The organism is Agrococcus lahaulensis DSM 17612, assembly GCF_000425105.1.
In the GTDB taxonomy this organism is placed as follows: Bacteria; Actinomycetota; Actinomycetes; order Actinomycetales; family Microbacteriaceae; genus Agrococcus; species Agrococcus lahaulensis.
The window spans coordinates 1-13,808 of the sequence record NZ_AULD01000002.1; the positions used below are offsets into that span (position 1 = coordinate 1).

Annotated in this window: 9 protein-coding genes; 6 read left to right on the forward strand and 3 right to left on the reverse strand. The window is 70.9% G+C overall.

What is annotated here, in order from left to right:
* Window positions 1-313: IS3 family transposase (locus H508_RS0100175; RefSeq protein WP_026372545.1), on the forward strand; the 313-nt coding region annotated here is incomplete at its 5' end.
* 154 nt (window positions 314-467) lie between these two features.
* On the opposite strand, the gene rpoC is transcribed toward H508_RS0100175, so the two are convergent.
* Together rpoC and rpoB are read right to left on the reverse strand one after the other, a co-directional pair.
* Complete coding sequence (rpoC, locus tag H508_RS0100180) at window positions 468-4,352, reverse strand: DNA-directed RNA polymerase subunit beta' (protein ID WP_026372573.1); 3,885 nt, start codon at window positions 4,350-4,352, stop codon at window positions 468-470.
* 43 nt (window positions 4,353-4,395) lie between these two features.
* Complete coding sequence (gene rpoB, locus H508_RS0100185; RefSeq protein ID WP_026372574.1) at window positions 4,396-7,866, reverse strand: DNA-directed RNA polymerase subunit beta; 3,471 nt, start codon at window positions 7,864-7,866, stop codon at window positions 4,396-4,398.
* Between the two features lie 299 nt (window positions 7,867-8,165).
* Between rpoB and H508_RS0100190 the strand changes: the two genes are divergently transcribed.
* The 4 genes from H508_RS0100190 to H508_RS13565 all read left to right on the forward strand — a co-directional run bounded on the left by H508_RS0100190 (window position 8,166) and on the right by H508_RS13565 (window position 11,060).
* Window positions 8,166-8,963 (forward strand): spermidine synthase, encoded by a 798-nt coding sequence (locus tag H508_RS0100190; protein WP_051222398.1) that lies wholly within the window; start codon window positions 8,166-8,168, stop codon window positions 8,961-8,963.
* Window positions 8,964-9,103: 140 nt separating this feature from the next.
* The gene (locus H508_RS13560) at window positions 9,104-9,676 is read left to right on the forward strand and encodes a hypothetical protein (RefSeq protein ID WP_051222394.1); all 573 of its coding nucleotides are present in this window, start codon (window positions 9,104-9,106) and stop codon (window positions 9,674-9,676) included.
* A gap of 77 nt (window positions 9,677-9,753) precedes the next feature.
* A complete protein-coding gene (locus tag H508_RS0100200; protein WP_026372576.1) occupies window positions 9,754-10,209 on the forward strand; it encodes a SprT-like domain-containing protein in 456 nt (151 codons plus the stop codon).
* Complete coding sequence (locus H508_RS13565; RefSeq protein WP_156905937.1) at window positions 10,206-11,060, forward strand: spermidine synthase; 855 nt, start codon at window positions 10,206-10,208, stop codon at window positions 11,058-11,060. The genes H508_RS0100200 and H508_RS13565 overlap by 4 nt, the downstream gene beginning before the upstream one ends.
* On the opposite strand, the gene H508_RS13570 is transcribed toward H508_RS13565, so the two are convergent.
* Window positions 11,006-12,508: an MFS transporter gene (locus tag H508_RS13570; protein WP_084154859.1), complete on the reverse strand. Its 1,503-nt coding sequence runs from the start codon at window positions 12,506-12,508 to the stop codon at window positions 11,006-11,008. The two genes, H508_RS13565 and H508_RS13570, sit on opposite strands and share 55 nt — an antisense overlap.
* A gap of 224 nt (window positions 12,509-12,732) precedes the next feature.
* Between H508_RS13570 and H508_RS0100215 the strand changes: the two genes are divergently transcribed.
* Window positions 12,733-13,656, forward strand: coding sequence for an endonuclease domain-containing protein (locus tag H508_RS0100215; protein WP_026372577.1), 924 nt, complete (start codon window positions 12,733-12,735; stop codon window positions 13,654-13,656).
* The last annotated feature ends 152 nt before the right edge of the window (window positions 13,657-13,808 follow it).

The window sequence follows — 13,808 nt, forward strand, 5'->3', positions numbered from 1 at the left end:
CACGCCGCGCGACCAGCCGATCGTCCACTCCGACCAGGGCTTCCAATATCAGCACGCGACCTGGCGCAAGCTGCTCGAGGGTCGCGCGATCCAATCGATGTCGCGCAAGGCCAACTGCCTCGACAACGCCGTCATGGAGAGCTTCTTCGGACACCTCAAGGACGAGCTCTACTGCAACACCACGTTCCTGACCGTCCAGGCGCTGACCGCGGCAATCGATGACTACATCGCCTGGTTCAACACCGAGCGCGGCCACTCAACGCTCGAGGGCCTGAGCCCGGTGCAATACCGGACCCAGGCCCTCGCGGCTTAGGCTCCTACTTGGCCAGTCCAACTTTCGGGGACCAGTTCACTGCGGGAACGGCCCTCTTCGTGTGGATCTCGATACGCGTGCGGCTTCGCCGCGCGCTACTCGATCCTGAGTGCTCCGCGCTCAACGCGACTGCGTCGCATTGAGCGCTTCGCACTCAGACGTACTGCCCGGGCTCCTCGCCGAGCTCGCCACCGGTGAAGGCGTCGAAGTCGAGGTACGACAGGTCGGACTCGTCGACGCCGCCGGCGTCGGCGAACAGGCGGTTCGGGTAGCGCTCCGCCTTCGCCTCCTCGGTGGCCTCGACCGTGACGTCGCGGTAGCGCGCCAGGCCGGTGCCGGCCGGGATGAGCTTCCCGATGATGACGTTCTCCTTGAGGCCGAGCAGCGGGTCGCGCTTGCCCGCGAGGGCCGCCTCGGTGAGCACCTTCGTCGTCTCCTGGAAGGAGGCGGCCGAGAGCCACGACTCCGTCGCGAGCGACGCCTTCGTGATGCCCATGACCTCCTGGCGGGCCGAGGCGGTCCTCTTGCCCTCGGTCAGCGCGGCGCGGTTGAGCTCGTTGTACCGCGAGCGGTCGACGAGCTCACCCGGCAGCAGGTCGGTCTCGCCGTGGTCGACGACGGTGACCTTGCGCAGCATCTGCCGCACGATGACCTCGATGTGCTTGTCGTGGATCGGCACGCCCTGCGAGCGGTACACGTCCTGGACGCCCGAGACCAGGTGCTTCTGCACCTCGCGGACGCCGCGCACGCGCAGCACCTCCTTGGGGTCGATCGAGCCGACCTGCAGCTGCTGGCCCTGCTCGACGTGGTCGCCGTCGCCGACCTCGAGCGTCGCGCGGCGCAGCACCTGGTAGGTGAGCTCCTCGTCGCCGTTGTCGGGGGTGATGACGACGCGCTTCGACTTCTCGTCCTCCTCGATGCGCACCCGGCCGGCGACCTCCGCGATGGGCGAGGCGTTCTTCGGGGTGCGGGCCTCGAAGAGCTCCGTCACGCGGGGCAGACCCTGCGTGATGTCGCTCGCGCCGACCGATCCACCGGTGTGGAACGTGCGCATCGTGAGCTGCGTGCCCGGCTCGCCGATCGACTGGGCGGCGATGATGCCGACCGCCTCGCCGATGTCGACGAGCTTGCCGGTCGCGAGCGAGCGGCCGTAGCAGTGGGCGCAGACGCCCACCGCCGACTCGCACGTGAGGACCGAGCGCACCTTGACCGTCTCGACGCCGGCGCCGATGAACGCGCGGATCTCGCGGTCGCCGATGTCGGAGCCGGCGGTGGCGAGCACCGTGCCGTCCGAGGCGACGACGTCGACCGCGAGGTTGCGGGCGAACGCCGCCGACTCGACGTTCTCGTGCAGCACGAGCTGCCCGTCGATCGTCTCGGCGATCGGCACGTCGAGGCCGCGCTCGGTGCCGCAGTCGTCCTCGCGGATGATGACGTCCTGCGACACGTCGACGAGGCGACGCGTGAGGTAGCCCGAGTCGGCCGTGCGGAGCGCGGTGTCGGCCGAGCCCTTGCGCGCGCCGTGCGTGGCGATGAAGTACTCGGCGACCGTCAGCCCCTCGCGGTACGAGGAGATGATCGGGCGCGGGATGACCTCGCCCTTCGGGTTCGTCACGAGACCGCGCATGCCGGTGATGTTGCGCACCTGGATCCAGTTGCCGTTCGCGCCGGCGGTCACCATCCGGTAGATGGAGTTGCCCTCGTCGAACGCCTCCTGGGTGGCCTTCTGCACGTCGTTCGTGGCCTTGGTCCAGAGCTCGGTGAGGTCGCTGCGACGCTCCGCGTCGGTCAGCAGGCCCTTCTCGAACTTGTCCTGGATCTTCCGGGCCGCCTCCTCCGCCGCGCCGACGATCTCGTCCTTGCGCGCGGGGGTGATGACGTCGGAGAGCGCGACCGTGATGCCGGAGCGGGTCGCCCAGTGGAAGCCCGCGTCCTTGATCTTGTCGAGCGTCGCCGCCACCACGGTCTTCGGGTAGCGCTCGGCGAGCGCGTTCACGATGAGCGAGATGACCGGCTTCGCCGCGACCTCGGCGACGAACGGGAAGTCCTCCGGCAGCAGCTCGTTGAAGAGCGCGCGGCCGAGGGTCGTCTCGAGCAGGAACGGCTCCCCGTCGACGAAGCCCTCCGGACGGTCCTGGTCCCGGAAGACGAGGCCCGTCAGGCGGATGCGCACGACGGCGTTGAGGTCGAGCGTGCCCTGGTCCATGGCCATGATGGCCTCGGCGACCGAGGAGAACGCGCGGCCCGTGCCCACCGCATCCGCCTTGACGGACGTGAGGTGGTGGAGGCCCGAGACGATCTCGTGGGTCGGGAGCGTCACCGGTCGGCCGTCGGACGGCTTCAGGATGTTGTTCGACGCGAGCATGAGCACGCGGGCCTCGGCCTGCGCCTCGACCGAGAGCGGCAGGTGCACAGCCATCTGGTCGCCGTCGAAGTCGGCGTTGAACGCCGAGCACACGAGCGGGTGCAGCTGGATGGCCTTGCCCTCGACGAGCAGCGGCTCGAAGGCCTGAATGCCGAGGCGGTGCAGCGTGGGCGCGCGGTTCAGCAGCACGGGGCGCTCGCGGATGATCTCCTCGAGCACGTCCCACACCTGCGGCTTCGACCGCTCGACCATGCGCTTCGCGTGCTTGATGTTCTGCGAGTGGCCCAGGTCGATGAGGCGCTTGATGACGAACGGCTTGAACAGCTCGAGCGCCATCTGCTTGGGCAGGCCGCACTGGTGCAGCTGCAGCTGCGGGCCGACGACGATGACCGAGCGGCCCGAGTAGTCGACGCGCTTGCCGAGCAGGTTCTGGCGGAACCGGCCCTGCTTGCCCTTGAGCATGTCCGAGAGCGACTTGAGCGCGCGGTTGCCGGTGCCCGTGACCGGGCGGCCGCGGCGGCCGTTGTCGAACAGGGCGTCGACCGCCTCCTGCAGCATGCGCTTCTCGTTGTTCACGATGATCTCGGGGGCACCGAGGTCGAGCAGGCGGCGGAGTCGGTTGTTGCGGTTGATGACGCGGCGATACAGGTCGTTCAGGTCGCTCGTCGCGAAGCGGCCACCGTCGAGCTGCACCATCGGGCGCAGCTCCGGCGGGATGACCGGGACGACGTCGAGCACCATCGCGGCCGGGCTGTTGCCCGTCTGCAGGAACGAGTTGACGACCTTGAGCCGCTTGATCGCGCGGATCTTGCGCTGGCCCTTGCCCTCGGCGATCTGCTGGTGCAGGTCCTCGGACTCGGCCGCGAGGTCGAACGAGAGCAGGCGCAGCTTGATCGCCTCGGCGCCCATGTGGCCCTCGAAGAACTCGCCGTAGAGGTCGACGAGGTCGTGGTAGACCGCGTCCTCCGCCTTCAGGTCGCCGACCTTGAGCGAGCGGAAGTCGTCGAAGACCCGCTCCATGTGGGCGATCTGGTCGTCGGCGATCTTGCGCAGCTGCGCCATCTCGCGCTCGCCCGCGTCGCGGACCTTGCGCTTCTGGTCGGCCTTCGCGCCCTCCTCCTCGAGCTCGGCGACATCCGCCTCGAGCTGCGCGAGGCGCTCGGCGATGTCGGCGTCGCGACGCTTCTCGATCTCGCCGATCTTGAGGCGGAGCTCCTGCTCGAGCGCCGGCAGGCGCTCGTGGCGAGCTTCCTCGTCGACCCGGATGATCATGTAGGCGGCGAAGTAGATGACCTTCTCGAGGTCCTTCGGCGCCATGTCGAGCAGGTAGCCGAGGCGGCTGGGCACGCCCTTGAAGTACCAGATGTGCGTCACCGGGGCGGCGAGCTCGATGTGGCCCATGCGCTCGCGGCGCACGGACGACTTCGTGACCTCGACACCGCAGCGCTCGCAGACGATGCCCTTGAAGCGCACGCGCTTGTACTTGCCGCACGCGCACTCCCAGTCGCGGCTGGGGCCGAAGATCTGCTCGCCGAACAGGCCGTCCTTCTCGGGCTTCAGCGTGCGGTAGTTGATGGTCTCCGGCTTCTTCACCTCGCCGTAGGACCATGCACGGATGTCGTCGGCCGTGGCGAGGCCGATCCGCAGCTCATCGAACGTGGTTGCGTCGATCAATGCTTTTCCTCTTGTCTTCGAGTTCTGTTCTGCGGCTGCCGGATCAGATGTCGTCGATCGACGACATCTCGGGGCGCGAGAGGTTGATGCCGAGCTCCTCGGCCGTGCGGAGCGCCTCGTCCTCGTCGTCGCGCAGGGTGACGACGTCACCCGCAGCGTTGAGCACCTCGACGTTCAGGCACAGCGACTGCATCTCCTTCATGAGCACCTTGAAGGACTCGGGGATGCCGGGCTCCTGGATGTTCTCGCCCTTGACGATCGCCTCGTACACCTTCACGCGGCCGACGATGTCGTCCGACTTGATGGTGAGCAGCTCCTGCAGGGTGTAGGCGGCGCCGTACGCCTCGAGCGCCCAGACCTCCATCTCGCCGAACCGCTGGCCGCCGAACTGGGCCTTACCGCCCAGGGGCTGCTGCGTGATCATCGAGTAGGGGCCGGTCGAGCGAGCGTGGATCTTGTCGTCGACCAGGTGGTGGAGCTTGAGGATGTACATGTAGCCGACCGAGATCGGGTACGGGAAGGGCTCGCCCGAGCGGCCGTCGAACAGGTCGGCCTTGCCGGAGCCGTCGACCAGGCGCTGACCGTCGCGCGTCGGGAGCGTCGCGTCGAGCAGGCCGATGATGGCCTCCTCGGTCGCGCCGTCGAACACGGGGGTCGCGACCTTCGTGTTCGCGGGCGCCTCGAGCGTGCGCGGGTCGAGGCCCTCGGCCCAGTCGGGGGTGCCCTCGACCTTCCAGCCCGTCTTCGCGATCCAGCCGAGGTGCGTCTCGAGCACCTGGCCGAAGTTCATGCGCTTCGGGATGCCGAGCGGGTTGAGCACGATGTCGACCGGCGTGCCGTCGGCGAGGAACGGCATGTCCTCCTCGGGCAGGATCTTCGCGATCACGCCCTTGTTGCCGTGGCGGCCGGCGAGCTTGTCGCCCTCGGTGATCTTGCGCTTCTGCGCGATGTAGACCACGACCTTCTCGTGCACGCCCGAGCCGAGCTCGTCGTCGCCGTCCTCAGCGCGGAACTGCTTGACCGCGATGACCGTGCCCTGCTCGCCGTGCGGCACCTTGAGGGACGTGTCGCGCACCTCGCGGCTCTTCTCGTTGAAGATCGCGCGCAGCAGGCGCTCCTCGGCGCTCAGCTCGGTCTCGCCCTTCGGCGTGACCTTGCCGACGAGGATGTCGCCCGGCACGACCTCGGCGCCGATGCGGATGATGCCGCGCTCGTCGAGGTCGGCGAGCAGGTCGGGACCGACGTTGGGGAGGTCACGCGTGATCTCCTCCTTGCCCAGCTTCGTGTCGCGGGCGTCGACCTCGTACTCCTCGATGTGGATCGACGAGAGCACGTCCTCCTTCACCAGGTTCTGGCTCAGGATGATGGCGTCCTCGTAGTTGTGGCCCTCCCACGGCATGAACGCCACGAGCAGGTTGCGGCCGAGGGCGAGCTCGCCCTGGTCGGTCGCGGGGCCGTCGGCGATGACCTCGCCGGCCTCGATGCGGTCGCCCGCCGAGACGATGACGCGGTGGTTGTAGGACGTGCCCTGGTTCGAGCGGTCGAACTTCCGCAGGAAGTACTGCTGCGTGCCGCCCTCGTCGAGCTGCACCGTGACCAGGTCGGCCGAGACCTCGGCGACCACGCCCGACGCATCCGCCGTGATGACGTCGCCGGAGTCGATCGCGGCGAAGCCCTCCATGCCGGTGCCGACGTACGGCGACTCAGAGCGGACGAGCGGCACGGCCTGGCGCTGCATGTTCGCTCCCATGAGGGCGCGGTTCGCGTCGTCGTGCTCGAGGAACGGGATGAGGCTCGTCGCGACCGAGACCATCTGGCGCGGCGAGACGTCCATGTAGTCGACCTCGGTCGGCACGACGAGCTCGACCTCCTCGCCCTTGCGACGGGCGACGACGCGGTCCTCGACGAAGCGCTGGCTCGAATCGAGGCGGTTGTTCGCGTGCGCGACGACGAACTCGTCCTCCTCGGAGGCCGTGAGGTAGTCGATCTTCTCGCTCACGACGCCGTTCTCGACCCGGCGGTACGGGGTCTCGATGAAGCCGAACGAGTTGATGCGCGCGAAGGTCGCGAGCGAGCCGATGAGACCGATGTTCGGGCCCTCGGGCGTCTCGATCGGGCACATGCGGCCGTAGTGCGAGGGGTGCACGTCGCGCACCTCGACGCCCGCCCGCTCGCGCGAGAGGCCGCCGGGGCCGAGCGCCGAGAGGCGGCGCTTGTGGGTCAGGCCCGCGAGCGGGTTGTTCTGATCCATGAACTGCGACAGCTGCGAGGTGCCGAAGAACTCCTTGATCGCCGCCGAGACCGGACGCACGTTGATGAGCGTCTGGGGCGTGATCGCCTCGATGTCCTGCGTCGACATGCGCTCGCGCACGACGCGCTCCATGCGGGCCAGGCCCGTGCGGACCTGGTTCTGGATGAGCTCGCCGACCGCGCGGATGCGGCGGTTGCCGAAGTGGTCGATGTCGTCGACGTCGAGGCGGATCTCGACCGGCTCGCCCTTGCGGACGCCCGGCAGGGTCGTGTCGCCGTTGTGGAGCGCGACGAGGTACTTGATCGTCGCGACGATGTCCTCGACCGAGAGCACCGAGTCGCTCATGGGCACGTCGATGCCGAGCTTGCGGTTGATCTTGTAGCGGCCGACCTTCGCGAGGTCATAGCGCTTGGGGTTGAAGTAGAAGTTGTCGAGCAGCGCGCGAGCGGCCTCGGCGGCCACCTGCTCGCCCGGACGCAGCTTGCGGTAGATGTCGCGGAGGGCGTCCTCCTTCGTCATCGGCGCGTCCTTCTCGAGCGTCGCGAGGATCGACTCGTAGCCGGCGAACTCGCGCGCGATGTCCTCGGCCGTGAGGCCGAGCGCCTTGAGGAAGACCGTGACGGACTGCTTGCGCTTGCGGTCGATGCGCACGCCGACGGCGTCGCGCTTGTCGACCTCGAACTCGAGCCACGCGCCGCGGCTCGGGATGACGCGCGCCGAGTAGACGTCCTTGTCGGAGTTCTTCTCAGGGGTGCGCTCGAAGTAGACGCCGGGGCTGCGCACGAGCTGCGAGACGACCACGCGCTCGGTGCCGTTCACGATGAACGTGCCCTTCTCGGTCATGAGCGGGAAGTCGCCCATGAAGACGGTCTGCGACTTGATCTCGCCCGTCTCGTGGTTCATGAACTCGGCGGAGACGTAGAGCGGTGCGGCGTAGGTCTTGCCGCGCTCCTTGCACTCGTCGATCGTGTACTTCGGCACATCGAGGACGGGCTCCGAGAACGAGAGCTGCATCTTCTCGCTCAGGTCCTCGATCGGGGAGATCTCTTCGAAGATCTCCTCGAGCCCCGACTGCGCGGGGATGTCGTCGCGGCCGGCGGCCGTCGCCTCGTCGAGGCGGGCCTTCCATGCGTCGTCGCCGATGAGCCATTCGAAGCTCTCGGTCTGCAGCGCCAGCAGGTCGGGGACGGTGAGCGTCTCGGGGATTCGGGAGAAGCTCAGTCGGCTTGCGTTCCGACCGGTCTTGGGGCTCAGTTCAGCCAAGGCAGATACCTCCGGGCCGGGAAGGGTTGCGGGTCTTCCCGGGATCGTGTCGTCGGTGAGAGACTCGTCAACACCCTTGAAGCGCCCGGTGTCCGGGCGCGCGCCGACCGCAATATGAAGGCAGAGGGGATGTCTGTGAGCGCAAAGAATCACTGTACGCCTCGCGACCCCGCGTGTCCAGTCCCCGCGGCGTGTCGGATGGCGTCCCCTCGGGCGTCGGTGCTAGCGCGACGCGCGGGCGCTGGCGGTAGCGGCAGGATGAGTGCGTGGAGACCCCGAGCCGCCGCCTCTCGAGCGGCATGCACGCCGAGATGCGCTACGCCTCGGCGGGCGGCTGGCAGCTCGTCGTCGACGGCACGCCGCAGTCGCACGTCGACCCCGAGCGCCCCCAGCTGCTCGTCTACGAGTACGTGCAGCAGATCGGGCACGTCATCGACGCGCTCGAGCCGGGGCCGATCACGGCGGTGCACCTCGGCGCAGGCGCGCTGACGCTCCCCCGCTACGTCGATGCGACGCGGCCCGGCTCGAGGCAGCAGGTGATCGAGCTCGAGCCCGCGCTCGTCGAGCTCGTGCGCGAGGTCGCGCCGCTCCCCCGCGGCGCGAGCGTGCGGCTGCGCTACGGCGACGCGCGCGAGCAGCTCTCGCGCTTGCCGAAGGGGCTCGTCGGCGCCGCCGACCTCGTGGTCGTGGATGTGTTCTCGGGCTCGCAGACGCCGGCGCACGTGACGACCGTGGAGTTCCACGCGCTCGTGCGCGAGCTGCTCGCACCGGCCGGCGTCGTCGCGGTCAACATCGCCGACGACCGGCAGCTCGCGTTCGCGAAGCGCCAGCTCGCCGCGCTGCTCGAGGTGCACGCCGAGGCGGCCGCCCTCGCCGACCCGGGGATGCTGAAGGGCCGCCGCTTCGGGAACGTCGTCGCGATCGCGGGAGCCGCGCTGCCCGACCTCGAGGCGATCGGCCGGGCGCTGCGGCGCGACCCGCTGCCGGGCAAGGTGGTCGCGGGCGCGGAGCTCCGCCGCTTCCTCGGCGGTGCGCTCCCCGCGCGCGACGCCGACGCGACGCCGAGCCCGGCGCCGAGCCGCGGCATCTTCGGCTGATCGCTCCCGCGCGCAGGGTCGTTCTGCAGGCGATCCGGGCTGCTCGAGGGGAATGCTCCCCCGGCACACCGCGATCGCCTGCGAACCGGCTCGCGGCGCGTGCTCCCGACGGATCGGCGATCCTGCGGCACGATGTCGGGATGAGCGAGTCGATCGGCTACGACCAGACCGCGCTGCGCAACGCCGTCGACGTGGCGGCCGCCGCCCGGAGGCTCCGCGAGCTTGGGCGCGAGCGCTCGCTCGCGGCCGTCTCGGAGCGCGCGTGGCTGCTCGAGAGCATCGGGCGTCTCGACGAGGCGCTCGCCGCAGCGAGCGAGGCGGTCACGCTCGCGCGCGCGTCCGGCTCGCGCGATCGCGCCGCCGAGGCGCGGCTGCTGCGCGCCTCCGTCGTGCAGACGCGCGGCGACCTCGCGACCGCGCTCCGCGAGTGCACCGCGATCATCGCCGAGGCGCGCTCGAACGACTGGGTCGAGCTGTGGGCGCACGCGCTCCAGCAGCGCGGCACGGTCCACTTCGCACTCGGCCGCTGGCAGGAGGCGTGCGTCGACTTCACCGTCGCCGTCGAGCTCTGCCGCGAGGCAGACCTGCCGCCCGAGCAGCTCGAGGCGGCCGAGATCGCGCTGCTCGTCGCGACCGACCGCGCGCAGACCGAGGCGGTGCGGGCCGAGCAGGACGTGCCGCGCGCGAGCCACCCGATCTGGGGCGGGCGCTGACCCTCCACAGCCTCGCCTCGCCGGTTCGCGCCGCGCGGCCCGCTGCTGGCATGCTCGCTGCCGGCGGGAGGTGACGGATGGCGGAGCTCGAGCGAGTGCGGGTGTGGGCGGAGGCCCTCATCCGGCTGCACCTCGACGAGTCCTGGAGCTTCGGCTTCGACCGCGCCGTGAAGCGTGCCGGCCTCACCGACTTCCGGGCGAAGCGCATCTCCGTCTCGAGGCACCTCGCCGCCCGCTGGGACGACGACGATGTGCACCAGACGCTGCTGCACGAGGTCGCGCACGCGATGGTCGGGCCCGGCGCGGGTCACGGACCGGTGTGGCGACGGGCGGCGCGCGAGCTCGGCTACGTCGGCGGGCGCACCCACCAGGGCGAGATCGCTGCCGAGCGGGCGGGCTGGCTCGGCGAATGCCCCGGCGGCCACGAGCACGTGCGCTTCCGCGCGCCGCGCGGGCGCTACGCGTGCAAGGCGTGCTCGCGCTCGGCCCGCCGCGTGGTCGAGATCCGCTGGCGCCGCCGGCAGGCGGCGTGACGTCGCGGCGGCTCTCGAGCGGCCGCGAGGCGAGGCTCGAACCGGTCGACGACGGCCTCGTGCTCGTGATCGACGGCATCGAGCAGTCGCACATCGGCGCGCCCGGCGCGGCGCCGCGGCACGCGTCGGCGCGCTGGATGCTCGCGGCCGCGCTCGAGTGCCTCGCGGGCGGCGGCCGGCGCGCCCTGCACCTCGGCGGGGGCGCGGCGACCCTGCCGCGGCTGCTGCAGCACGCGCTGCCCGACCTCGACCAGCGGGTCGTCGAGCTCGAGCCCGCGCTCGCCGAGCTCGTCCGCGCCGAGGCGCCGCTGCCCGACGGCGTCGAGCTCGAGGTCGGCGATGGCCGCGCGGTGCTCGAGGCGCTCACCGAGCCCGTCTCGATCGTGCTCTCGGACGTCTTCGGCGGCGGCAGCGTGCCCGCGCCGTTCACCTCGATCGAGTTCTATCGCGCCGCGCGCGCGGCACTCGAGCCGGGCGGCGCGCTGCTCGTCAACTCGGCCGACGGGCCGCCGCTCGCCTTCCTGCGCGCGCAGCTCGCGACCGTGCGAGCCGTCTTCGCGCACGTCTCCCTCATCTCCACCGGCTCCACGCTCGCGGGCGCTCGCTTCGGCAACGTCGTGCTGCTCGCGAGCGACGCGCCGCTGCCCCTCGACGCGATCCGCGAGCGGCTCCTCGGCGAGGCGCCGCCCGTCGCCGTCCTCCCGTGGTCGCGGCTCGAGCGGTTCGTTGCCGACACCGCCCCCGAGCCGGTCACCGACGCGACCGCGGTCGACTCCGCGCCGCCGACCCGCTCGGCCTACCTCGGGCCGGCCGCCCTGCCGCCCTCGCTGCTCGAGCGCGACCGCGACTGATCCGCCCCGGGCTGAGCCGACGCATCCGGCCCCGCGCCCTCGGCCGGCACGGCATCGACCGCGCGAGGGTCGGCCGTCGGCACGACAGCCGCGAGGGCGTCGTCGGACCCGGCTGCGTCGAGCGGCGCGGCCGCGTCGTAGGACGCGCTGATCTGCCGGTACGACTTCGTGAGCATCGCGAGCGCCGCCGCGGCGATCATGACGACGCCGCCGATGAGGAACACGAGCGCGATGCCGCGCGCGACGCCGGTGCCGAGCAGCGGCTCGAGCGCCGCCGAGCCCTCGCTCGAGCGCGCCCACGGCAGGATCCAGAACTCGGCGAGCGGCGCGATGAGGAACGCGGTGATGGGCGCGGCGGCCGACTCGAACGCCATCGCGAAGCCGAACACCCTGCCTTGGCGCGAGAGCGGCACGACTCGCTGGATGATCGTCTGCTCGGCCGCCTCGGCGGCCGGGATGAGGCACATGTAGAGCCAGATGCCGGCTGCGTAGAGCCACCACCACTCGCGGACCGTGAAGAGCGCGCCGAGCGCGCCCATCACCATCACGACGATGAGCAGCGTGCGGATCGGCCGCTTGCCGAGGCCGAAGCGCGCGATCGCGAGGCCGCCGACGATGAAGCCCGTCGAGGCGACCCCGAAGACGATGCCCCACATCTCGACCGTGAACAGCTCGAGCCCGTACGGGTCCATGAGCGCCATGTAGAGGCCGCCGATGAGGTTGTTGAACGTCGAGAAGAGGATGAGCGCGAAGAGCCCGCCGATCGCGAGCACCGCGCGCAGCGAGCCGCGCAGGTCGACGCCGCGGGCGGTGTCGTCGGCGTCGAGCTCGACGACGTCCTGCGGGATGCGGAGCGTCATGAGGTGCGCGAGGCTCACGCCCGTGAGGGCGACGGCGATCGCGATCGTCCACCCCATGCCGAGCTGGCCGATCGCGAGGCCCGAGAGCACGCTCGTCACGATGAACGCGAGGCCCTGCACGGTGCCGACGAGGCCGTTGGCGTTCGCGTGCCGCTCGTCGGGCACGAGCATCGTGACGGTCGTCGAGAGCGCGATGTTGCGCATCTGCTCGACGACCGCGCCGCCGAGCACGATCACGGCGAAGACCCAGAACCAGGGCGCGCCGAGGTCGAGCAGCATCGGCTCGGGCAGCAGCAGGTACATGACGCCCGCGGCCGAGAACGCGACGAGCGTGACGGTGCCCGAGAGCAGCATGACGCGCAGCTTGCGGTTGTGGTCGACGATCGTGCCGAACAGCATGCTGCCGAACGCGACGAACAGCATGTAGGCGCCGCCGATGATGCCGGTCGCGAGTACCGAGCGGGTCTCGAGGTAGACCCAGAACGTCAGCGCGAACCAGAGGAAGCTCGTGGTCAGGTTGGCGAGGGCGGTGTTGATCAGCACGTGGAGGAACGTGCGCTCGCCCTGCGTCCTCGTCATCGAGGTCATGCGGGCACGCTAGACCAGGCCACCCACACGGCGACACCCGCGAGTCGCGGGCCGCGTCACGCATCCTCGTGCACGCTCTCGCGGCTCGCCGCAGCGGTGGGGCGCGGGTGCGTGCACATCGCTCGTCGCGACCGCGCGGACGCGGCCGTCGGGGAAGCGCGGGCTCTCCACAGGTGAGCCGACCGCTGAGGGCGCGCGGGCCCGCGGCGAGGCAGAGTGCGCGCATGCCGCCCCGACCCGCACCGCTGCCCGAGCCGTTCGCCGGCCGGCCGTTCCTCGTCGGCGACGCCCTGCGAGCGGGCGTCAGCCCGGCGCGAGTGCGCGCCCGCGACCTCGTCGCGCCGTTCCGCGGCGTGCGGGCGAACGCCGTCGATGACCTGCACGCGCTCGCCGCCGCGTACGCGACGCGCATGCCGCCGCACCACTCCTACGGCGGCACGACCGCCGCGCGCCTGTGGGGGCTCCCGCTTCCCGACGACTGGTCGGCCGACGACCCGCTCGTGATCGCGCGGCCGAACGGCAGCACCCGCGGTCGCGCCGCCGGCACGCGGCACATCGCCATCGACCCGGATCGGCTGCAGAGCGTGTCGCATCGCGGCCTGCGGCTCCTCGCTCCCGGCGCGACCGCGCTCACCCTCGCGCGCGAGCTGCCGCACGAGCGGCTCGTGCACGTCGTCGACGCGCTCCTGACCGGCTCGAAGCGCTACCCCGACCTCGACCTGCCGAAGCGTCCCTACGCGACGATCCAGGCGCTGCTCGACTTCCTCGACGGCTGCCGCGGCCTCCGCGGCGCCCGCGCCTTGCGTGCCGCAGCCGACGACGCGCGCCCGGGCGTCGACTCCCGCTTCGAGAGCATCACTCGCCGCGTCATCGTGCTCGCGGGGCTGCCGGAGCCCGAGGTGCATCCGCTCGTGGTCATCGACGGCGTGGAGCTGCACCCCGACCTCGGCTACCCCGCGCTCAAGATCGCGGTCGAGTACGAGGGCGAAGGACACCTCGACCCCAAGCGGTGGGCCGAGGACATCCTGCGCTACGAGATGCTGGAGGCGGCCGGCTGGATCGTCGTGCGCATCACGAAGACCGATGTCGCGGGTGCGGGTGATCGCTGCGCGAGGCGCGTGCGGGCCGCGCTCGCCCGTCGCTCGTAGCCGCGGGCTGCGCGCGCTCAGCGGTGTGCACGCTGTTGCGGTTCGAGGCGCCGCCGAGCGGCAAGAGCGTGCACATCGCTCGGAGGGGGTGGTGGCGGGCTCAGCGGTGTGCACGCTGTTGCGGCCCGCGCTGCCGCGGAGCAGCAAGAGCG